The sequence below is a fragment of the Liquorilactobacillus mali KCTC 3596 = DSM 20444 genome (genome assembly GCF_000260415.1).
GTDB classification, from domain to species: Bacteria; Bacillota; Bacilli; order Lactobacillales; family Lactobacillaceae; genus Liquorilactobacillus; species Liquorilactobacillus mali.
On sequence record NZ_BACP01000003.1, the window covers coordinates 1 to 22,124 of the forward strand.

Here is a 22,124-nt window from a genome sequence, read left to right on the forward strand (position 1 = left end):
ATTCTTTACTGCAATGTTTTAGTTTATGAAGTAGGTGATGATGATGCTGAACTATGATATATCGAGATTAAAACAAAGAGTTGAGTTTGGATTGGTTAAGTCAGTTGAGGACGATAATACAGGCGACTATAAGCAAGAGTTTGTACCACAGTTCAAGTTATGGTGTGGTGATTATACACAGACAATGACACAACAATATACTTTATTAGGTAATGACCAACAGAACTTATTAACGATAGTTGTAAGACACAATCCAAGTATTAATGATACTTTACTAGCAAAGTTGAACGGTGTCTTGTATGATGTGGCAGCAGTCAATAGTGATAGTCAGATAAATGCGTTCGATACGGTAACATTGAAGCAGAGTAGCAAGAAAGGTTAAGCAATTGCGGTGGTGTAATAGCCATCGCTTTTTATTAGGGGTGATAAGAATGAGTGTACCAATGAAACAATGTAATCATGCTGGTTGTAGAACGTTAGTACCGTTTAATGAACGCTATTGTGTTAAACATAAGCAGGAACTTAACAAGTATAGATATAATAAGCGTATGTACAACTCAAATGAGAGCAAATATCAGCAGTTTTATAAATCAACGGCATGGCGAAGATTAAGCAGACGATTTTTGGAAAATAATCCAATTTGTGTGAAATGTTATGAAGATGGGGTAATAAGGAAAGCTGACGTTGTCGATCACGTACAGGAAGTTAAGGATAATTGGTCAAGAAGATTAGATGAAAGCAACTTACAAGCATTGTGTAACTCTCATCATAATACAAAAACACGAAACGAACGAAAAAAACGAGAGTAAAAATCTTTGAAACGCTGATATATCAACAATGGGGGGCCGTGTAAATTTCAAAAAGGAGCGACACAGTTACCTCAACGTTTATAAAAATCCCTTTTTAAAATTATCAATCGAACGTTTGTTTGCATTTTTTCAATAAAAATGCTATCATTATGATATAATAAAGATATTATAAATTGATTTCAGATATATGTAAGAGTAGTCGTTGCTAGGAATGGTAACGGCTTTTCTTGTAGATAAATTTAAAGCGAAAGGAGCTGATTGCATGGGTAGAAAGGTAAAACAACTTGCAGATATGAGTAAGCATCTAACCAATGAAGAAATTGAGCAACGTAAGGATATGGAAAAATCTTTATTTGAGTATCCTGAACTTGATAACAATGCGCCTGATTGGTTGAGTGGCAGAGCCTTAACAGAATGGAATAGGATAGTGCCCTATTTAAAGCAAAATACGCCCGTATCAGAGCTTGATAGAAGTTTATTAGCTAGTTACTGCAAACTATATTCGGTTGTTCAGACATGCAATACAGACATTACAAAGCATGGTTTAGTAATAACCAACAAAAGTAATGGGTCAAAGAAGAAAAATCCATACATTGAAATTATGAGTACAGCTATTAAAGATATGAAAGCCATCGCCAATGATTTAGGAATGACTATATCTAGTCGGGCAAGAATGGAATTGCACAAAGCCAAGTCTGATAAACCAAAAGATGAATATGAAGCGATGCTATCATGATTAAATATGTTGATGATGTGCTTGCTGGTAGAATTCTAGTTGGTAAGAAGATTAGACTAGCTTGCGAACGTTTTAAACGTGATTTAGGGCGTTCTAAGACAGATGAATTTAATTACTACTATGATGAAGAAGAAGCTACAAAAGCTGTTAAATTTATCGAGAGCCTGCCAAAAACGGATGGTAGTAAGTTGGATATGCAACCATTTCAAGAATGGATAATATCAGAATTATACGGCTGGAAAGAAAAGGATACAGGATTCAGGCGATATGATCGTGCTTTTATTTCAATGGCCAGGAAAAATGGTAAAACTTATTTGGCCAGTGGCGTAGCTGCTAATGGTTTATTAAGAGAAAAAAGCCCAGCAATGAATAGACAAGTCCTATTTGTTTCTAACGGCTTAAAACAAGCTAAATTGGGTTACAATATGCTTTCTAGTGGCTTAAACCAGGTTCGAAAGAAGTCCAAATATATGCGCCAAAGAATAAAGGTACAAAAACAAGAAATTGAAGATTTGGAAAGTGGTAGTAAGGCGATTGCGTTGGCCAGTGATACTAGTACGCTTGATGGTTTTGCAGGAACTACTATTGTTCTTGATGAATGGCATGAGGCCAAGGATAGAAAAGTATATAACGTTTTAAAGTCAGGGCAAGCACAAGAAGATAATTCCTTACTTGCAGTTATTTCAACATCAGGGCTTAATTTGAATGTTCCAATGCACGCTGAATATGAAATGCTTAATGATGTTTTAAATGGTAAAGCAGAGGCAGACAGGTATTTTATAGCTATCTGGGAACTAGACGATAGAGAAGAAGTATACGACCAAAATAATTGGGTAAAGGCTAATCCATTGTTTAGCGAGCCAAAAGTTAAAAAGAAAATGACTGAAAAAATAAAAGCTGATGTAGATTTGGCGATTAAGCAAAATAATATGATCCCGATTCTAGTTAAGAACTTCAATATGTGGCTACAAGCCAGTGAGGATAGTTATATAAGCGCAGATGATTGGAGTGTTGGCAAGGTTAAAAGTATTAATTTGAACAATCGTGATATTTATATTGGTGTTGATTTATCAAAAAGTAATGATTTGACCGCAGTTAGTTGGATAATTCCGACTGGTGACGGTCATTTTTACTGTGATAGTCATTCATGGATAGGCACTAAATACGGCTTAGACAGCAAGATAAAACGTGATGGTATTGATTATCGCAGTATGGAAAGAGCCAAAGAGTGTACCATTACACGTTTAGAGAGCGGAATTATTGATTATGATGCAGTCTTTGAATATATCCAGTCAATAATTGGTAAATATAATTTTAGAGTTAAAGCAATTGCATATGATCCATATAATTTTGATGCATTATTAACTAAATTTGAGAAAGCTAATTATCCGCTGTTTGAAGTAAGACAAGGAACAAAGACCTTGAATATACCAACTAGAGATTTCAGAGAAAAACTTTATGATGGCAAGATTCAGCATAATGGGAACAAGATATTAGCTTATGCAGTCAATAATGCAATTTTAAAAGTTGATAATAATGGCTGGCAGATTGATAAAGCAAGAAATAGTAATCGTATTGATCCAATCGCTGCATTAATAAATGCTTATGTTGCTGGCATGGATTATTACGAAGAAAGTGAGGCGAACCAACACGCAAACGATTATTACACGAGTGCAGAATTTTCTTTCTAAATATATTCAAGGCGTTTTATTAGTCCTAGGAATGTTGCTTCTAATAATTGGAGTGGCATTTACATGGGGCTTTTTTATTGCAGTAATGTTGGCGGGGTTGTTGATGATTGTGCTGGCATTCCTGATTAACTATGAAAGGAGTGAGGGATAATTGAGTTTTTTTACAACCAAGACCACAAGCACAACACAAGATCCGTTTTTAGATGCTTTGGTAAGTTTATCGAGTGACGATACAAATACATTTGTAAGTGCCAGCGTACTAAAAAATTCCGATATATTCGCAGCAATTAATATCATTGCGAGTGATATCGCAAGTAATCCAATCTTATGTGGTACTGATGCAATAGATAAGATGATTAACTCAAAGCCAAATAGTATTATGGACGGTTATCACTTTAAATATGCTTTAGCGGTAAACATGTTGCTGAATGGTAATTCATTTGCACAGATTTTACCAGGCAATCAACTTAAATTCATACCCAATAACAAAATGGTCGTTGAACAAGATGATGTGAGTGGAGTCTTAACATATACTTACTCACCTGATGGACGAACTAAGCAGCAGATTGAGCCTGTCAGCATACTTCATTTCAAGTATTTCACTAGAGATGGAGTTACTGGTATTAGTCCATTGTATTCATTAAAAGATGAACAAAATATTCAGTCTGCTGGAAACAAATTGTTAACAGGTTTCTTTAATCAGGGAGTTCATGGCACAACAATTGTGAAAGTCCACCAATCAGATTTGGGGAAAGATGCTAAGGAAAACATTAGGAAGAAATTTGATGAAGCAACAACAGGAAATAACTCACTTAATTCCGTTGTGGTTGATGATGGTATGGACGTTTCAAATTTACAAATTAATACTGATGTTTTAAAACTGGTTAACTCTAATGACTGGACAACTAGACAAATTGCTAAGGCATTTCAGTTACCAGTTGAACGGTTAGGGTTAGAGAATGAGCACTCAAACACCGAGCAAAGTAATATTCAATATCTTAAAGGCACTTTGCAGCATTATTTTGATTGCTTTACAAGTGAGTTAGCTTTCAAGTTAGATAAAACATTTAATTTCAATACTGATAAATTGCTTAGTTTAGACCCACAAGACCAACAAACAATGGCTGCTGCTGGTTATTCTGGCGGAGTTTTAACCAGAAATGAGGCACGAGATAAACTAGATCTTCCAGTAACAGACGATGGCAATATATTTGTAAATATTAATAAGAATGGAGCTGAGAATAGTGAAACAGGACAGAAGATTAACGGTTGAAGCTGAACTTAGAGCAGATCAACCACAAGCAGAAACACCAGAACAAGAACAACCTGAACAAGGGGGTGCGCAAAATGACGCAGACCCACAAGGTAAAGTTATTTCAGGCTATGCGATTGTGTGGAACTCACCAAGTAAAGATTTAGGCGGATTTACAGAAGTAGTTACACCGCAGGCACTTGATGGAGTGGATTTATCAGATGTTTTAATGCTGAATAACCATGATTATAGCCAAGTTTTAGCAAGCGTTAAAGCTGGCACGTTGGAACTTGAAACAGATGATAAAGGACTTCATTTTAAAGCCACGTTGCCAAATACGACCTATGCAAATGATGTTTATGAGCAAGTGACGGCTGGCAATGTTGATTCATGCAGTTTTGGTTTTGAAGTGAATGATGGTACAGATACATGGACAAAAGATGATGATGGAAACATTACAAGAACGATTAATGCAGTTAAGAGTTTGTTTGATGTTTCCGTTGTCGCTGTACCAGCATATGACGATACCAATGTTCAAGTAGATACACGTAGTTATGAAAAATTTATCAATAAAGAAAAGGAAGATGATACTATGACAAAGAAAACAATTATTGATCCAGAAAAGCAGACAGAAACACGTTCATTTGAAGATTATATTCGTTCACGTGGTGAATTACGTGATGGAATTACAACATCAGGAGCGGCTGCAGTTATTCCAGAAGAAATTATCACACCAGTATTTCAGTTAAAACAATCAAAATACAACCTTGCACAATATGCAACGGTTAAACAAGTTTCTACTGGTTCAGGTCACTATCCAATCGCAACAAGTCAGCAAACCGCAGTTTTAGCAACTAAGGAAGAACTTGCAGATATTGCAGATGTTGACGCAAATATGTTTGCTGATGTTCCCTTTGATGTAAAAACACGTGCTGGTAAGATTGCACTATCTAATGAAGTTGTCGAAGATGCAGAAGTTGATATTGTTGGTGAAGTTAAAAACCAGTTACAACAGTTAGTTGATAATACTGATAATTCTCAAATTATGACGCTGCTTACTGGTTCAAACTTTGCTAAGGCAACCGCAACGGGTGTAGATGATTTGAAGAAAGTCTTTAATGTAACGTTAGACCCAGCGTTAGATAAGATGTTCATTGTTAACCAATCAGGATTTAATTACCTTGATACCTTGAAAGATTCCGAGGGTCGTTATCTGTTACAACCAAACCCAACTGCACCAAGTGGATTTAGCTTGTTAGGTGCACCAGTTGCATTAATTAGCGACAAAGTGCTTGCTAATAATTCAGATGGTTCATTCCCTGTGCTTTGTGGAGATATTAGTCAAGCGGTAGCAGTATTTAGACGTAACCAAGTAACAGCACAATGGGATAAGTTCGACCAATTCAGTCAAGGTCTATCCGTTATCGTTCGAAACGATTACGAAGTAATTTCTAAAGATGCAGTAATAAATATTTCACTTAGCGCACCAGCAAAATAACATATAAGTAATTTTAGGGGGTGGCTGAAAATTCGGCCACCCTTTTTATACATATAACTAAAGAATTTAGGAGGTGAGAATATGGCAATAACACCAGCAGATATTAAGGCAAGTCTTAGGATAGAAGTTTCAGACGATGATGATATGATTCAACAATATATAGATAGTGCTTCAAACTACATTCAAACTGCGGTTTCAGCCACAGAGGAACAACTTGAAGCGTATAACCAGTATTGGTTTGCAGTCAGCTTACTAACTCAATTTTGGTATCAGAACAGAGCAACGGACATGAAGAATACACCGTATCAGGTTGTGTCAATGATTCAACAGTTAAGAGGGCTAATAGAGTAGTTTTATGCGAACGTATGTTTGTATTTTATTGAAAAAAGTCTTATAATATAGGTGTAGGGAAAGCCTACAATTGACAAAATAAAAGATTCGTCCACTGATTTGTGTCGAAAAATATTCAATATATGCGCCGGTTTGAGGTGTGAGTGATGCGCAGCTTATGACTTCAATTAATTCGATTGTAGGCTGGTATTTGGGTTTTAAGGCATAGGATATAGTTTCAATGTGTCGTTAATTAGTGCTTTTTTATTCATAATGTGGTGGGCTGAAATGCCCACCCTCCTTACATATATCTGGAATTGCTGAAAGGTGATTCCTATGAAACAAGAAATAAAACATATAAGAAACATATTAAAAGAGTATGCAAGACTTAAACGTGATATAAGGGCGTTTAGTCAAGTATCTAGTCCAGTAATAAGTGGTATGCCAAGTCATTCATATGGGAATGGCACCGAAAAAAGCATGGTCAATCACGTTGATCTAGCTTATCAAATTAAACAAGTTGAGGACGCTCTAAAGGCTGTAGAGGATCCACGTTATAGTTTTATCCTTAATGAGTACATTATTAATAAGCGATATTCAGTGGAGGACTGTTGCCACATGTGGGGAGTATCAAGAAGTAAGTTTAATTACATGAAGAACAAAGCACTTGAAAAGTTTGTGGGAGGATATACTGGTGAAAAAAGCACTGGCTATAAAGGCTAGTGCTTTTTTGTAACAAAAAAATTATTTAGAATTAACAGTAATTAGACTAACTGGTTCTAAAACATCTGTATCTTTTATATCTATAAAAGGTAATGCTAATTTGCTTTCCATAGACGATACATTAAATAGCTTTTTACCAATAGGATCATGACCAGAAAGTTTTAGGTCACTTACTAACTTTATAGTGAGGTCGAAGAGTAGAACGTTACTTTGCTTCAAAGCAATCGGTACACCAAATGGAGTGTCAAATTTTGTAAACCACGTGTTTCTGACTAATTGCAAGAATGATTTCTCAATTTCACTAATATAGATAGGATGTTCATCTAATTCACCTTGAGAATATTTTGGGTAAGAGAGAACAAAATGTTCTTTATAGCGAAGTGTATTACCAATTAAAAATCTATCGTTAAGTTTCCATACTATTTTAGGGGTTTCAAAAGAAATTTGTCTTGCTACAAGTAATTCCTTGGTAAGCCCTAGGGCGTATTCAAATGCCTGACATTCAACTAGTTTCATAATTTTCACCTCCAATGTATTGACATATTTGTAATTATATAACTTTATCAAAAAAAATGTCATTTATTATGCAAAAAACTGCTACTCGATTGAGTAACAGCCAATTAAATTTATTAGGATTTTTTTGAATAAAATGTTAGTATATATGCATAAAAGAAAGTGTTTTCTTGACTCACTATTGACTCACATTTTTTGAAAATACGTTAAAACTATTGAAAAGACAAAAATAAAAAAGCCTTGATTTTCAAGACTTTTGACGATATATGATAACCGATATAAACTATCCATGCGCCACGTGGGAGTCGAACCCACATTACAAGAACCGGAATCTTGCGTGCGATCCATTACACTAGCGGCGCAATTACTCATACTATTCTACAAGAAAGAATTCAAATTTACAAGTTGAAAAGATAGGTGAAATTTTATGCCCCACAATCAAAGTTATGGATATGGGCAGATTCAAAAGCAGATTCAAAAATTTGCCATGACGCAACAAATGCAGCAGTCGATCCAGATACTGCGTTATAGTACTGAAGACCTTGCGAAGTATTTGAAACAAAAACAATTGGATAATCCTTTTGTTTCCATCAAGGAAACAATGAATTACACGGGTAATTCAACTGACCTATCAAATGCAAAAGTGAGTCAGTTGGATATGGTTATGAATAATAAAAGTCAGTCTCTTTATGATTATCTACTATCACAGGTCCATTTGACTATGAGAAAAACAAATCTTAGGAGCTGGGTCATTTATCTAATTGGGCAACTTGATGAGAATGGATATTTAAAAGTTGACTTAGAGGGATTGATTAGAAAAACCGGTGTTGAATATATTACGATGATGGACGCAATGACTTTATTGCAGCAACTAGACCCACCTGGTGTTGGTGCACGTTCTTTGAAAGAGTGTTTGCTCCTGCAAATCCAAAATATTGAAAATGCTCCCATTGAGGCGCAACTAATTATTGAAAATGAGTTTGAAAGTCTAGTTGAGCAAGACTGGGATAAAATTGCAGCTGATCTATCTATAGACAGAGAAAAGGTTTTGAGTGTTGTTGAATTTATTAAACGTCTGACTCCAGCACCAGGTGCAGCTTTTGAACAAGAAAATGTTGGGTATGTTTATCCTGATTTGATAATAAAAAAGATTTCTGGAACGTCTGACTTTAGTATTAAGCCAACTAAGAAAACAAAGCCACTAGTTGTTTTCAAGCAAGATTACTATAATAAATTTGCAACGGCAAATGAAACTGAAGTAAAAAAATTTTTGAAGGAAAAGCAAAAAGACTTTCAAGAGCTTATCAGAGATATTGAATTGCGTGCAGAAACAATTGTCAGAGTGGCAGAGGTTATAATTGAACGTCAGCATGAGTTTTTCGAAAATGGTGACAGACAGTTGAAGCCGTTTCTATTAAGAGATGTAGCTCAAAAGTTGAATTTACACGAGTCTACCATTAGTCGTGCGGTTAATGGCAAGTATTTAAGGTGTGATTCGGGAGTGTATGAACTAAAATATTTCTTTAGGCGGCCTGTGAACAGTATGGAACAAGATATTTCTGTTGATACGATAAAAAAACATATAACTGTGATTGTGGCGGCTGAAAATCAGCAAAAGCCCTTGTCAGATATCAAGATTGCAATGAAATTAGAGAAAGTTGGGATAAAAATATCCCGTAGAACCGTTGCGAAATATCGAGAGGAATTAAGGATAGGCAGTTCAACTCAAAGAAAAAAGATTTAATTCATACTTACGCATTTTGAACACAGGTAAAAATATTTTATTGTTCGCTACTAGGAGTAGATTTTAAAATTTTCTTCATTAAAATTCGGAATAGTAGAATAATCAAGAAAAAAGTTGGCATGAAATTAAGCTATTAACGACTATTAATAACAAGACCTTACTCACTTGCATTAGGTGTGAAATATTGCTATAATGCAGTTGTTGATGAGGGTATGAGAACAATTAATTAGAGAGAAATTGTTGTTGTACTTTTGTTTTTTGACTAGCTGGGTCGCTTAGCGACACCATTGGACAATATTGGTCCCATTAGGAAGGTAACTATGATGCATCAGGAGTTTGAATGGATTGAAAAGATTGCTCCCGACATGGTGGAAACCATGGTGCAACGGTTCATGATATTACGTTATATCTCTTGGATGGGGCCGATTGGTAGGAGAGTTCTTTCGCAAGAATTTGGTTTAACAGAACGGGTACTTAGGACCGAGACTGATTTTTTGCGCGGACAGGGCTTGATTGCTTCAACTAGGTCTGGCATGATTATTACTGGAAAGGGTCAGGATGTTATTCAGGGCCTTCGAGGGTTGATGGATCAGTTCGCAGATATAAGGCACCAAGAAGTTGAGCTTTCGAAGAAATTAGGCATTGAAAAATGTCTGATTGTAGCAGGTAATTCTGATGAGCAACCAAGAGTTATAGAAGAAATGGGTAAGCTTGTTGATGAATCATTAGTTGCTATTTTACCGAGCGGCAAGAATGTGATTGCTGTTATGGGAGGAATTACGATGGCGGCTATTGCAAAGGCTCTCACGAAAAGAGTTGGCGAAAATCGTGAATTGCTTTTCGTACCTGCCAGAGGTGGTGTAGGAGAGGCTGTTGATATCCAAGCCAATACAGTTAGTTCACAAATGGCGATACATACTGGTGGACAGCATCGTGCGTTGTATGTACCTGAACAGTTGAGTGAGGAGGCATTTGAACCTTTACTCAAAGAACCAGCAATTCAAAAGGTAATTGGGTTAATTCGAAATAGTGATGCTGTTATTCATAGTGTGGGAGATGCTATTCGGATGGCTAAAAGAAGAGATATGCCTGTTTCTGTGATTGAAATGTTGAAAAAAAAGCATGCAGTTGGAGAGGCTTTCGGTTATTTTTTTGATGAGCTAGGTAATGTGGTGTATAAGATTCCAAGAATTGGATTGCAATTAGAGGATCTCACCGATAAGAAATGTGTGCTTGCGGTTGCTGGCGGTGCTTCAAAGGCTAAAGCTATTGCGGCATACATGAGACATGCTCCTAAACAAACTTGTCTGATTACTGACGAGGGAGCAGCAAACTTGATTTTAAAAGAGTAGTGTTTAACCAACACACTTTTTAAAATAAATTTTTTATTTCCTAAAGGAGGAAATTTTAGTATGACTACTAAAGTAGGTATTAATGGTTTTGGCCGTATTGGCCGTTTGGCATTCCGCCGTATTGCTGAGACTTCAGAAAGCTTGGAAGTTGTTGCTATCAACGATTTGACATCTCCAGCTATGTTGGCACATTTATTGAAGTATGATACAGCTCATGGTCAATTCGATGCTGAAATCTCTGCTACAGACAATGCACTTGTTGTTAATGGCAAAGAAATTCCTGTATACGCAGAAGCAGACGCACGCAACATTCCTTGGGTTAAGAATGATGGTGTTGATTTAGTTCTTGAATCAACAGGTTTCTACACATCAGAAGAAAAGGCATCTGCACATATCGAAGCAGGCGCAAAGCGTGTCCTTATCTCAGCACCAGCTGGCAAGATGAAGACAATTGTTTACAGTGTTAACGATGACACATTGACAAATGATGACAAGATTGTTTCTGCTGCTTCATGTACTACAAACTGTTTAGCTCCTTTAGCAAAAGCTATGAATGATGCTTTTGGTATTAAAGCTGGTACTATGACAACAATCCATGCTTACACAGCTACACAAAAATTACAAGATGGTCCAGATCGTGGTGGTAATGTTCGTAACGCTCGTGCTGCTGCTGCTAACACAATTCCTCATTCAACTGGTGCTGCTAAAGCTCTTGGTTTAGTTGTTCCTGAAGTGAAGGGTAAGTTAGATGGACATGCACAACGTGTTCCAGTTATTACAGGTTCATTAACAGAATTAGTTACAACTCTTGACAAAGAAGTAACTGTTGACGAAGTTAATGCAGCTGTTAAGAAAGTTACAGATGGTAACGAATCATTCGGTTACAACGGAGACGGAATCGTTTCATCAGATATCATCGGTACAACATTTGGTTCAGTATTTGACCCAACTCAAACACAAGTTGTTGGTTCAGGTGAAGGCCAAGTTGTTAAGACTGTTGCATGGTACGATAACGAATCTGGTTTTACAGCACAAATGATCCGTACTTTGGAAAAATTTGCTAGCATGCTTTAAGATTTAGCTGACGCTAAGTTTTTAAATGATTTAGTTCATTGAGGCGGGGGGAGGCATAACTCTCTTCGCTTTTTATTTTAAAAAAATGGAGGATTACAATTCATGGCTAAACTAACTGTTTCTGATTTAGATGTTACGGGTAAAAAAGTTTTAATTCGTGTTGACTTTAATGTTCCTATTAAAAACGGTGTTATCGGAAATGATAATCGTATCGTTGCCGCTTTACCAACAATTAAATATATTGTTGAAAATGGTGGTAAAGCTATTCTGTTTTCACATCTTGGTCGTGTTAAAACTGAAGAAGACAAGAAGGAATTATCACTTCGCCCAGTTGCTGAAAAATTAGCTGATTTGATTAAAAAACCTGTTACATTTGTGCCAACAACTCGTGGTGCACAACTTGAAGAAGCAATTAACAAGATGAACAATGGCGATATTTTGTTGGTTGAAAATACACGTTTTGAAGACTTAGACGGTAAAAAGGAATCTAAGAATGATCCTGAATTGGGTAAATATTGGGCATCACTTGGTGACCTGTTTGTAAATGATGCTTTCGGTACAGCTCATCGTTCACACGCTTCTAATGTAGGAATTGCAAGTAACATGGATCAAGCTGCTGCAGGGTTCTTGCTTGAAAAAGAAATCAAATTCTTAGGTAATGCCGTTGATACTCCGGTTCGTCCATTTGTTGCCATTTTGGGTGGTGCAAAGGTTTCAGATAAAATTGGTGTTATTGATCACCTTCTTTCAAAGGCTGATAAGGTTATTATCGGTGGTGGTATGACTTATACATTTTATGCTGCTAAAGGCATGAGCATTGGTAACTCATTGGTTGAATCTGATAAAATTGATCTTGCTAAAGAAATTATTGAAAAAGCTGGAGACAAATTAGTGTTGCCGGTTGATTCAGTTGTCGCTGAAAAATTCGATAATGATGTACCTAACAAGACTGTTGATGGCGACATTCCTGCTGGATACATGGCACTTGATATTGGACCTAAGTCAATTGCTCTGTTCAAAGATGTTTTAAAAGATGCTAAGACAGTTGTTTGGAATGGACCTATGGGTGTGTTCGAAATGAGCAACTATGCTGAAGGAACTCTCGAAATTGGTAAGTTCTTGGGTACACTTAGTGATGCTACAACAATTGTTGGTGGTGGTGATTCAACTGCTGCTGTTCAACAATTAGGTGTAGCTGACCAATTAACGCATATCTCAACTGGTGGTGGAGCTTCCCTCGAATATCTCGAAGGTAAGACACTTCCTGGAATTGCTGCTGTTTCAGATAAATAGTTTATAATAGGCAAAATTGAAAGGATGATATAAGTGCGTACACCAATTATTGCAGGTAACTGGAAAATGAACATGAATCCAGAACAAACTGCTGAATTTGTTAAAGCTGTAAAGAATGACTTGCCAGCTACAAGCAAGGTTGAATCAGTGATTGCTGCACCAGCTGTCGATCTTCCAGCACTTTTGGAAGCTGCAAAGGGTTCTGAACTTAAAGTTGCTGCTGAAAATTGCTACTTTGAAGATGAGGGTGCATTTACTGGTGAAACCTCTCCCAAAGTTCTTAAAGAAATGGGCGTAGACTATGTAGTTATTGGTCATTCAGAGCGTCGTGATTATTTCCACGAAACTGATGAAGACATTAACAAGAAAGCTCATGCAATCTTCAAGAATGGTCTTTTACCAATTATTTGTTGTGGTGAATCTCTTGAAACTCGTGAAGCCGGTAAAGCTGAAGAATGGGTTGCTGGACAAGTAACTGCTGCATTGAAAGATCTTTCTGGTGATCAGGTTGCAAGTTCTGTAATTGCATATGAACCAATTTGGGCTATTGGAACTGGTAAAACAGCTTCATCAGACCAAGCTGAAGAGATTTGTGCAGTTGTTCGTAAGACAGTCGCAAAACTTTATGATGAAACTGTTGCTGACAAGGTTCGCATCCAGTATGGTGGTTCTGTAAAACCTGCTAATGTTAAGGATCTTATGAGCAAAGAAAATATTGATGGCGGACTTGTTGGTGGTGCATCATTAGTTCCCGAATCATATTTGGCATTGGTTAACTTTAACAAATAGTTGATGTTTTTTTGCGGCTAACAATTGAAAGTCGTTAAGAAAACCTTTAAAATAGGTTTGGGCGAGAAACTCAAGCCAATCTAAAACTCAAAGGAGAGTATATTATGTCTAGTATTACAGAGATCTATGCACGCGAAGTCTTAGATTCACGTGGTAACCCAACAGTTGAAGCAGAAGTTTATACAGAAGCAGGTGCTTTTGGCCGTGGAATCGTTCCTTCTGGTGCATCTACTGGTGAACATGAAGCTGTTGAATTACGTGATGGTGACAAGTCACGCTACATGGGCAAAGGTGTAGAAAAAGCTGTTGCTAATGTTAACGACATTATTGCAAAAGAAATTGTTGGTTACGAAGTTACAGATCAAGTTGCTATTGATAAGGCTATGATTGCTTTAGATGGTACACCTAACAAAGGTAAATTAGGCGCAAATGCTATTTTGGCTGTATCAATTGCTGCTGCACGTGCTGCTGCAGATGAGTTACAAGTACCTCTTTATAACTACTTGGGTGGTTTCAATGCTCATGTTCTTCCAACACCAATGATGAACGTTATCAATGGTGGAGCTCACTCTGACAACAAGGTTGATTTCCAAGAATTTATGATCATGCCTGTTGGTGCAAAAACAGTTAAGGAAGCAATCCGTATGGGTTCAGAAACTTTCCATAACTTACAAAAATTACTTGCTAAAGCTGGTAAGGTAACTTCTGTTGGTGATGAAGGTGGATTTGCTCCTGACTTTGAAAATAATGAAGAACCATTGAAGTTCTTGATCGAAGCTATTGAAGCTGCTGGTTACAAACCAGGTAGTGAAGTTGCAATCGCAATTGATGTTGCTTCATCAGAACTTTGGGATGGCGAAACTGGTAAGTATAAGTTACGCTGGTCAACAGGTGAAGAATTCTCTACAGAAGAATTCATCAACTATCTTGAAGGCTTAGTTGACAAGTACCCAATTATCTCAATTGAAGATCCTATTGATGAAAACAACTGGGATGACTGGAAGACAATTACTAGCAAGTTAGGCAAGAAAGTTCAACTTGTTGGTGATGACTTCTTTGTTACAAACACAGAATACTTGAAGAAAGGTATCAAGATGGGGGCTGCAAACTCAATCCTTATCAAAGTTAACCAAATTGGTACATTGACAGAAACTGTTGAAGCAATTGAGATGGCTAAAGAAGCTGGATATACAGCTATCGTTTCTCATCGTTCAGGTGAAACTGAAGATACAACAATTGCTGATTTAGTTGTTGCTACAAATGCCGGTCAAATCAAGACTGGTTCAATGAGCCGTACAGATCGTATTGCTAAATACAACCAATTGATGAGAATTGAAGACCAATTGAGTGAAAGTGTAGCTCAATACAAAGGAATCCAATCATTCTATAATTTGAGTGAACAAGCTCGTCAAGAAATTGAAGGCAAATAATTAAATAAAAGTGTAGTTTAGATTGTCAGTTTTGACTTAGTAATAGATAAATAAATTGACAGAAATTACAATGATTAGCAACAAGGCTGCTACAAATCGAATGATTTGTGACAGCCTTGTTATTTTTTATAGCAAAGGAAAGACATTTCTCAATGAGTTGACTTGCAAAATTTTAAAATGTATATTGCAGATGAGCGTTAAAGAGTAAATTAGTTTTTGACATATTGGTTGAGACCATTATTTCATAAAATAAATCTTGGTGTATAAGTGTTAAAACTGACTGGAAATAAAAGATTATTTATGCTACATTATAATAGATGTAGATTACCTATGGAGTAAGGGGGTATGAGCTTGTACAATTTAATTTTAACTATTTTGATGATTGTTTCAGTATTAATTATTATTGCGGTAATGATGCAACCTGCGAAGAATGATAATGCAGCTTCTGCTTTATCGGGTGGAGCTGCCGATTTGTTCAGCAAGCAAAAGCCTCGGGGATTTGAGGCGTTTATGCAGAAGGTAACGGCTGTACTAGGAGTCATCTTCTTTATTCTTTCATTGGCTTTGGTTTATATTTCATCGCATTGATAAAAAGTAAGGTCTTCTGCTTAATTCTGTGCAGGGGGGATTTACTTTTTTTTTAGATTAAGAACAGCTCTTAATGGATAATCAAGTAAGTAAACGAGGAAATTAATGGAAAATAATATTATTAAGGAAAAGATACTAAAAAAATTAAGAGAATCACCAGATCGTGATTTTCAAGTTCAGGAATTGGCTGAAGCTATTGCTATGACAACAGCTGTTCAGTTTAAGTTTGTTGTGCAAGCATTGGCACAATTAGAACATGACAAGGAAGTTACACTTAATCAAAATGGAGCGTTTACAATTGCAAAGGATGATTCTCTTCCAAAATTTGTTGGGGTTTTTCATGCTAATGATCGTGGCTTTGGTTTTGTAACTGTAGATGTTGATACTCCAGACTTTTTCATCAATCCAACGCAAACAATGGCGGCGTTGAATGGCGATGAAGTTGAAGTTATCATGCTCAGAAAAGCTGATGAAAGAACAGGTAGAGGTCCTGAGGGTAAAGTAATCGGCATTATTAAGCATGCCATCGAGCAAGTAGTCGGTGAATTTGTGACAGATGATGGAGAAGGATATCCTGAGGGAATTATTGGAACAGTTAAGCTAAAGGACCGTAAATTATCGCATTATACTTTTTTGGTTGAAGATAAGGGATTAAACCCTGTTCCTGGAGAAGTAATTTTGGCAGATATTACTGCTTATCCAGATGCACATCTTCCAGGAATTCTTAAGGGGATTGCTGTAAAGGTAATCGGAAATGTCAATGATCCAGGAATTGATATTTTACAGATTGTTTATCAACATGACATCCCCACTCATTTTCCTGATGAAGTTATGGCTGAGGTTGAACAGATTCCTGACCACGTAACTGATGAAGAGCGCAAAGGAAGAGTCGATTTAACTGACCAAGATCTGGTTACAATTGATAGTATTGAATCAAAAGACCTTGACGATGCAGTTACTGCATGGAAAATGGATAACGGCAATTATCACCTAGGCGTACATATTGCAGATGTATCTCATTATGTAAGAGTAGGGACGGCATTGAATGATGAAGCCCTTAATAGAGGAACTTCAGTCTACTTAACGGATCGTGTAATTCCAATGCTTCCTCATAAGTTATCAAATGGAATTTGTTCTTTGAATCCCAAAGTAGAGCGCTTAGCGATGAGTTGTGAAATGGAAATCGATTCTGAAGGCAATGTGCTAAATCACAAGATTTTCCCGAGTGTTATTAAAACAACAGAAAGAATGACTTATGTTGCAATTAATAAAATTCTTGAATCGCATGATGAAAAAACGATGGCACGTTATGAAGAACTCGTTCCAATGTTTGAAACAATGAATGAACTTCATAAAATTTTGCTCAAGATGAGAAAAAGACGTGGTGCAATTGAATTTGAAGACACTGAGGCAAAGATTATTGTCGATGAAAAGGGCCATCCAATCGACATTCAACTGCGTGAACGTGGTATTAGTGAGAGAATAGTCGAATCATTTATGCTTGCGGCAAATGAAACAATTGCTGAACACTTTAATCATTTGCGCGTTCCGTTTATCTATCGTATTCATGAAACTCCCAAAGCGGAAAAAATGCTGTCATTTTTTGAAGCATTATCAAGTTTGGGGATTGAGACATCGGGCAGCAGCAATGACGTAAAGCCTAAGATGTTACAGACAATTTTGAAAAAGGTTGCAGGTAAACCTGAAGAAGCAATGGTTTCGACAATGTTATTACGGTCGATGCAACAAGCAAAATATTCTGATCAACCTTTGGGTCACTTTGGTCTTGGAGCGGATGATTATACACATTTTACGTCTCCAATCAGAAGATATCCTGATCTTTTGGTTCATCGTTTAATTCGTTTTTATGAACAAAATGGAATTAATGATGAAACGAAGGAAAAGTATAAGCAAGAAATTCCTGAAATAGCTCTTCATAGTTCACAGATGGAACGTCGAGCAATTGATGCAGAGCGTGACACAGATGCGATGAAGAAGGCTGAATATATGGCTGATCATGTAGGTGAAGAATTTGATGCAGTTGTTAGTTCTGTAACAAAATTTGGGATGTTTGTCGGTTTGCCTAATACAGTTGAAGGACTTATCCATATTAGTGAGATGAAAGATGATTACTATGAGTATTTGGATAAGCATATGGTTTTAGTTGGCCGTCATACCAAGAGAACCTATCGAATTGGGCAACCAATAAGAGTTAAGTTAGTCAATGTCAATGTTGATCAAAAAGAAATTGACTTTACACTTTTAAACCCAGAGGATGCTCCTAAGACAGATTTATTGGTCAAAGCTGGCGGTAACGATTCCAGAAGAGGTAATGGTGATAGAAAGTATCAAGGAAATCACAAGTATGACAGCAAAAAAGGACACTCAAAAAGCAGAGAAAAACAACATGGATATCATCCTTTTAAGGACAAATTAAGAAAGAGACACTGATAACTAAGTTTAGGAGGCGTTCGTAATGGTAAAGAAAAGACATGAGAATCCTCCATTGGCTCAAAATAAGAAGGCAAGCCATGACTATGCAATAATTGATACGGTTGAGGCTGGAATTGTTTTGACTGGAACAGAAATCAAATCAGTCCGTGCACGACGGATAAATCTTAAAGATGGATTTGCACAAGTTCATAACGGAGAGGTCTGGTTGATGAATGTTCATATTTCTCCATATGAACAAGGAAATCAGTTCAATCATGACCCGCTTAGGAATCGTAAACTGTTACTCCATAAAAAACAGATTGCCGATTTAGGTAAAATGACTTCGGATAAGGGGATAACTTTAGTACCTTTAAAGGTCTATATAAAAAGCGGATTTGCAAAAGTTTTGTTGGGTGTAGGCAAAGGAAAGAAAGATTACGATAAGAGAGAGTCTATTAAGCGTAAGGACCAAGAGCGGCAGATTCAGCGAACTTTGAAGAATTATGGTTAAAACAAATAAATAATTAGGCATCTCGCTTGTGCTGACCTTTTTTGTATTAACGATTGAATTGATAATTCAGGTTTTCAGCTGTGAAAGCTGTGTAATGTATGACTAGAGGAAAAGTAATTTCGATAAGTAGTATGCGTAATTTGTGAATAAGATAATTAAGGATCAAGGGACTGGATTGAAAGTTAAATTTTGATCTGGTTTTTTTGTTGATTCCAAATAAACATGTTGATAAGTCATAATTTAGTATAAAAAATAAATCTTATTGTTTTGGACGCTACTCTTCTTTTTGTAAAAATAGCACTGTTTTTGTTATTGTACTATGTGAGATGATACTGTGTAGTGTATTTTTTTATTACAATTCTTAAGAAATAGGTAATAATGAAACAAATAAGTAATATTTTGTAAGATACTTGCAACCAATGAAATTAACTGATTGCGTATAATATTCATTGGTAAAGGGGTTAATTCTTATGAAAATAATTGGGGTCGGCACGAAGTACATATTACTAATAGCACTTGTAATGACGACCATGGCAAGCGGGGTCTCTGCTGATACTGTCAACGATTTACAAGGACAGCAGAGTGTTGCTCAAAAAAAATTAGATACAAATAATGATCGGTTGTCTAAAAAGATTACCGCTGTTAATCAGGTGTATCAAGAAATTCAGCAGTTAAATGAAAAAAAGAAGGATACTTCCGCTAATATTGCATCAGTTAAGCAAAAGCTTGCAACAGCAAAAGCGGAGAAGCAAAAGCGTATTACGGATGCTAAAGCTAGGTTGAGAGAACTCCAGTTAAGAGAAGGGACAAATGATACCCTTCAAGTTTTGGAAAATTCTAGTAATCTATCTCAGTGGTTAGGTAATGTTATAGCATTAACTCGTTTGCAGTCTGTTTATAATGATAGCTTAGATGCTGTTAAGCAGAGTGTTAATACAATTGCGAATGATCGTAAGCAATTGCTAACGTATCAAGCAAGTCTCGACACACAGGCAAAAGATTTGGCACTGAAGAAGGATCAGATGAATGCTTCACTGAATTCTTTGAAACAGTTGGTCAAGAATAATCAAGCTACAGTAGCAACTCTTGCTAACAAGGTTTCGTGGGCAAAGGAAAGTGCTGCAAAAGAAGCATTAGCTGCAAAGGTTAGCACTGCAAGTACACAGTCTGCACAACAAGCAAGCGGCAGCTCGCAACAGGCGGCTACATCAAGTTCTGCAGTAGTGTCTTCTAACTCAAGTTCAACAGCATCTAGTGCTTCGACAGCGAGTTCCGCTAGCTCGACAACTGCTACTACTACTAATGTAGCTGCGACGACAACAAGTAGCAGTTCGAAAACACTTGTTATGCAATCAACAGGTTATTCAACAGCTCAGAGTGGGTTGAGTTCTTATAGTGCAACAGGAGTCAATTTAAGTCAACATCCAAGTTGTATAGCTGTAGATCCTAGTGTTATTCCATTAGGAAGTATTGTTTGGGTTTCTGGATATGGTGTCACGGTAGCTGGAGATACAGGTGGTGCAATTAAAGGAAACATTATTGATGTACATTTTTCAACGGTTAGTCAAGCTCAGAGTTGGGGAAGAAGAACAGTTACAGTTAAGATATTGGATTAGTATTAGCAAATAGATTAAATTTTTGTCTTTACTAGACAAATGTGACAGAAAAATAAAATTTGATGTTAGAGGGACTTGATCAAGGGTTAATATTTGATCAAGTTCCTCTAGTTGTTTCTGAATAAACATGTGCTATAGGCGATTCTTCACTTTAAAAAAGTTAGACGAACAAGAATAATTTGAAAAACATAGTAAAAAGGTTATTTTAATTAAATAAAATTAGTTGTTGACCTTTTAATTAAAATGGTTTACTATGTGAATATCAAATGAAAGGAGTCCTTTGTATGAGCATTCAATCGAATAACTACGTAATTGAATTCGCCCTACTACTATGATGGAGGACTCTGACAATATGTCGAGTCCTATTTGTGGTTAGAATGGGGCTTGAGCGGCAGACGAACGTCCCATTCTTAATGAATGGGACGTTTTTTATTACAAGTTTTTTATTATAAACTAGGAGGGTATAAAAATGGAAAGAATACAATTTTTTGATACAACATTACGTGATGGTGAGCAGACAATAGGTGTTAATTTCTCGATTGAGGATAAGATAAACATAGCTAAGCAATTGGTCGAATGGGGTGTAGATGTAATTGAGGCGGGATTTCCGGTGGCATCAAAAAATGATTTCATGTCTGTCAGAAAAATTGGTCAAGAAATAACTGGTTGTAAAGTAACAGGGCTTGCACGCTGCGTAAGAAAGGATATTGATGCTGTGATTGAAGCTTTAGGTGATACTCCTAATGGACAGATTCACGTATTTATTGCTACAAGTCCAATTCATCGAGAAGCAAAGTTACATATGACTAGGGAGGAAGTGATTAAAACAATTCAAGACTGCGTTAGTTACGCCCATCGAGAATTTGAACATGTTGAATTTTCTCCGGAAGATGCTACCAGAACTGAATGGGACTTTTTGGTTAAAGCAATTCGTACAGCAATCTTTGCAGGAGCTGATGTAATTAATATTCCTGATACCACTGGTTATACGAATCCAGAAGAAATTGGTGAGTTATTTGATTATTTAAAGGATAATATTCCTGAATTTGATGAGGTAACATTCTCGGTACACTGTCATAATGATCTGGGAATGGCTACGGCCAATGCATTGGCCGCGATTCGTCATGGTGCGACTAGGGTCGAAGGAACAATTAATGGCATAGGAGAACGTGCTGGAAATACTGCACTTGAAGAGGTTGCTGCTACGTTGATGGTTCGGAAGGACTTTTATCAAGTAAAAACAAATGTTTGCTTAGATAAGACTTTTGAAACTGCTAAAATGGTTAGTCAAAAATCAAAAATGCAAATTCCTAATAATAAACCTATCACAGGGACGAATGCTTTTTCACATGAGTCTGGAATTCATCAAGATGGTTTTTTGAAGTATCATGCGACATACGAAATTTTAACTCCACAGAGTGTAGGGGTTGCTCACTCATCAATACCACTGGGAAAATTATCTGGTTCCCATGCTGTGATTGTTAAGTTGGAGGAGCTGGGATATGAGATAGATAAAGATATTACGAAAGATATCTTTGCTAAATTTAAATCAATTGCTGATAATCAAGCAATTGTTTCTGATAAAGACTTAGTTCAAATGATGGATGAAATCCAAGTGGTTTCGAACAAAAAATGAGGTTATTTCGATAGTAATAAGCTAAAAAATGAAGGTGTAGGCAAACTTTAGAAATCAAAGGGGTTAGGTCAAAAGTTAAAAGTTGACCTAACCCCTTCTGGATAGA

20 protein-coding genes and 1 tRNA gene are annotated in these 22,124 nt (G+C 36.5%); 19 read left to right on the forward strand and 2 right to left on the reverse strand.

The window, feature by feature from the left end; all coding sequences use genetic code 11:
• The first annotated feature begins 37 nt into the window (after positions 1-37).
• The 8 genes from GSM_RS00570 to GSM_RS00610 all read left to right on the forward strand — a co-directional run bounded on the left by GSM_RS00570 (position 38) and on the right by GSM_RS00610 (position 7,039).
• Complete coding sequence (locus tag GSM_RS00570) at positions 38-382, forward strand: phage head closure protein (protein WP_235720323.1); 345 nt, start codon at positions 38-40, stop codon at positions 380-382.
• A 49-nt stretch (positions 383-431) separates the two neighbouring features.
• Entirely contained in the window at positions 432-809 is a 378-nt protein-coding gene (locus GSM_RS00575) for a DUF8602 domain-containing protein (protein WP_003688126.1), read from the forward strand.
• Between the two features lie 262 nt (positions 810-1,071).
• Complete coding sequence (locus GSM_RS00580; protein ID WP_010077674.1) at positions 1,072-1,545, forward strand: phage terminase small subunit P27 family; 474 nt, start codon at positions 1,072-1,074, stop codon at positions 1,543-1,545.
• Positions 1,542-3,236, forward strand: a complete 1,695-nt coding sequence (locus GSM_RS00585; protein ID WP_003688123.1) for a terminase large subunit — start codon at positions 1,542-1,544, stop codon at positions 3,234-3,236. The genes GSM_RS00580 and GSM_RS00585 overlap by 4 nt, the downstream gene beginning before the upstream one ends.
• 151 nt (positions 3,237-3,387) lie before the next feature.
• Entirely contained in the window at positions 3,388-4,509 is a 1,122-nt protein-coding gene (locus GSM_RS00595) for a phage portal protein (RefSeq protein WP_003688121.1), read from the forward strand.
• Positions 4,481-5,986 carry a phage major capsid protein gene (locus GSM_RS00600; protein ID WP_003688120.1) on the forward strand — a complete coding sequence of 502 codons (1,506 nt, stop codon included), beginning with the start codon at positions 4,481-4,483 and terminating at the stop codon, positions 5,984-5,986. The genes GSM_RS00595 and GSM_RS00600 overlap by 29 nt, the downstream gene beginning before the upstream one ends.
• Positions 5,987-6,067: 81 nt before the next feature.
• A complete protein-coding gene (locus tag GSM_RS00605; RefSeq protein ID WP_003688118.1) occupies positions 6,068-6,337 on the forward strand; it encodes a head-tail connector protein in 270 nt (89 codons plus the stop codon).
• A gap of 315 nt (positions 6,338-6,652) precedes the next feature.
• The gene (locus tag GSM_RS00610; RefSeq protein ID WP_003688116.1) at positions 6,653-7,039 is read left to right on the forward strand and encodes a hypothetical protein; all 387 of its coding nucleotides are present in this window, start codon (positions 6,653-6,655) and stop codon (positions 7,037-7,039) included.
• A gap of 21 nt (positions 7,040-7,060) precedes the next feature.
• On the opposite strand, the gene GSM_RS00615 is transcribed toward GSM_RS00610, so the two are convergent.
• Together GSM_RS00615 and GSM_RS00620 are read right to left on the reverse strand one after the other, a co-directional pair.
• Positions 7,061-7,555: a hypothetical protein gene (locus GSM_RS00615; protein WP_003688114.1), complete on the reverse strand. Its 495-nt coding sequence runs from the start codon at positions 7,553-7,555 to the stop codon at positions 7,061-7,063.
• A 287-nt stretch (positions 7,556-7,842) separates the two neighbouring features.
• Positions 7,843-7,914: transfer RNA gene (locus tag GSM_RS00620), tRNA-Arg, on the reverse strand.
• A 65-nt stretch (positions 7,915-7,979) separates the two neighbouring features.
• Here GSM_RS00620 and rpoN point away from each other — a divergent pair.
• The 11 genes from rpoN to GSM_RS13775 all read left to right on the forward strand — a co-directional run bounded on the left by rpoN (position 7,980) and on the right by GSM_RS13775 (position 22,018).
• Complete coding sequence (rpoN, locus tag GSM_RS00625) at positions 7,980-9,296, forward strand: RNA polymerase factor sigma-54 (RefSeq protein ID WP_003688112.1); 1,317 nt, start codon at positions 7,980-7,982, stop codon at positions 9,294-9,296.
• A gap of 323 nt (positions 9,297-9,619) precedes the next feature.
• The gene (locus GSM_RS00630) at positions 9,620-10,648 is read left to right on the forward strand and encodes a sugar-binding transcriptional regulator (RefSeq protein ID WP_003688110.1); all 1,029 of its coding nucleotides are present in this window, start codon (positions 9,620-9,622) and stop codon (positions 10,646-10,648) included.
• A gap of 60 nt (positions 10,649-10,708) precedes the next feature.
• Positions 10,709-11,722, forward strand: coding sequence for a type I glyceraldehyde-3-phosphate dehydrogenase (gene gap / locus GSM_RS00635; RefSeq protein ID WP_003688108.1), 1,014 nt, complete (start codon positions 10,709-10,711; stop codon positions 11,720-11,722).
• Between the two features lie 102 nt (positions 11,723-11,824).
• Positions 11,825-13,015, forward strand: coding sequence for a phosphoglycerate kinase (locus tag GSM_RS00640; protein ID WP_003688106.1), 1,191 nt, complete (start codon positions 11,825-11,827; stop codon positions 13,013-13,015).
• A gap of 33 nt (positions 13,016-13,048) precedes the next feature.
• Positions 13,049-13,804, forward strand: a complete 756-nt coding sequence (gene tpiA / locus GSM_RS00645) for a triose-phosphate isomerase (RefSeq protein ID WP_003688104.1) — start codon at positions 13,049-13,051, stop codon at positions 13,802-13,804.
• Positions 13,805-13,908: 104 nt separating this feature from the next.
• Complete coding sequence (eno, locus tag GSM_RS00650; protein ID WP_003688102.1) at positions 13,909-15,234, forward strand: phosphopyruvate hydratase; 1,326 nt, start codon at positions 13,909-13,911, stop codon at positions 15,232-15,234.
• A gap of 351 nt (positions 15,235-15,585) precedes the next feature.
• A complete protein-coding gene (gene secG, locus GSM_RS00655) occupies positions 15,586-15,822 on the forward strand; it encodes a preprotein translocase subunit SecG (protein WP_003688101.1) in 237 nt (78 codons plus the stop codon).
• A gap of 105 nt (positions 15,823-15,927) precedes the next feature.
• Positions 15,928-18,273 carry a ribonuclease R gene (gene rnr, locus GSM_RS00660; protein WP_003688099.1) on the forward strand — a complete coding sequence of 782 codons (2,346 nt, stop codon included), beginning with the start codon at positions 15,928-15,930 and terminating at the stop codon, positions 18,271-18,273.
• Positions 18,274-18,298: 25 nt separating this feature from the next.
• A complete protein-coding gene (smpB, locus tag GSM_RS00665; protein ID WP_003688097.1) occupies positions 18,299-18,766 on the forward strand; it encodes an SsrA-binding protein SmpB in 468 nt (155 codons plus the stop codon).
• A 470-nt stretch (positions 18,767-19,236) separates the two neighbouring features.
• Complete coding sequence (locus tag GSM_RS00670) at positions 19,237-20,382, forward strand: 3D domain-containing protein (protein ID WP_003688095.1); 1,146 nt, start codon at positions 19,237-19,239, stop codon at positions 20,380-20,382.
• Positions 20,383-20,851: 469 nt separating this feature from the next.
• A complete protein-coding gene (locus GSM_RS13775; RefSeq protein WP_003688093.1) occupies positions 20,852-22,018 on the forward strand; it encodes a 2-isopropylmalate synthase in 1,167 nt (388 codons plus the stop codon).
• The last annotated feature ends 106 nt before the right edge of the window (positions 22,019-22,124 follow it).

Bases quoted from the DNA above. Each gene is read 5' to 3' on its own strand.
- GSM_RS00570 (WP_235720323.1), top strand. From the start codon at position 38: ATGATGATGCTGAACTATGATATATCGAGATTAAAACAAAGAGTTGAG.
- GSM_RS00575 (WP_003688126.1), top strand. From the start codon at position 432: ATGAGTGTACCAATGAAACAATGTAATCATGCTGGTTGTAGAACGTTA.
- GSM_RS00580 (WP_010077674.1), top strand. From the start codon at position 1,072: ATGGGTAGAAAGGTAAAACAACTTGCAGATATGAGTAAGCATCTAACC.
- GSM_RS00585 (WP_003688123.1), top strand. From the start codon at position 1,542: ATGATTAAATATGTTGATGATGTGCTTGCTGGTAGAATTCTAGTTGGT.
- GSM_RS00605 (WP_003688118.1), top strand. From the start codon at position 6,068: ATGGCAATAACACCAGCAGATATTAAGGCAAGTCTTAGGATAGAAGTT.
- GSM_RS00610 (WP_003688116.1), top strand. From the start codon at position 6,653: ATGAAACAAGAAATAAAACATATAAGAAACATATTAAAAGAGTATGCA.
- GSM_RS00615 (WP_003688114.1), bottom strand. From the start codon at position 7,555: ATGAAACTAGTTGAATGTCAGGCATTTGAATACGCCCTAGGGCTTACC.
- rpoN (WP_003688112.1), top strand. From the start codon at position 7,980: ATGCCCCACAATCAAAGTTATGGATATGGGCAGATTCAAAAGCAGATT.
- GSM_RS00630 (WP_003688110.1), top strand. From the start codon at position 9,620: ATGCATCAGGAGTTTGAATGGATTGAAAAGATTGCTCCCGACATGGTG.
- gap (WP_003688108.1), top strand. From the start codon at position 10,709: ATGACTACTAAAGTAGGTATTAATGGTTTTGGCCGTATTGGCCGTTTG.
- GSM_RS00640 (WP_003688106.1), top strand. From the start codon at position 11,825: ATGGCTAAACTAACTGTTTCTGATTTAGATGTTACGGGTAAAAAAGTT.
- eno (WP_003688102.1), top strand. From the start codon at position 13,909: ATGTCTAGTATTACAGAGATCTATGCACGCGAAGTCTTAGATTCACGT.
- rnr (WP_003688099.1), top strand. From the start codon at position 15,928: ATGGAAAATAATATTATTAAGGAAAAGATACTAAAAAAATTAAGAGAA.
- smpB (WP_003688097.1), top strand. From the start codon at position 18,299: ATGGTAAAGAAAAGACATGAGAATCCTCCATTGGCTCAAAATAAGAAG.
- GSM_RS00670 (WP_003688095.1), top strand. From the start codon at position 19,237: ATGAAAATAATTGGGGTCGGCACGAAGTACATATTACTAATAGCACTT.
- GSM_RS13775 (WP_003688093.1), top strand. From the start codon at position 20,852: ATGGAAAGAATACAATTTTTTGATACAACATTACGTGATGGTGAGCAG.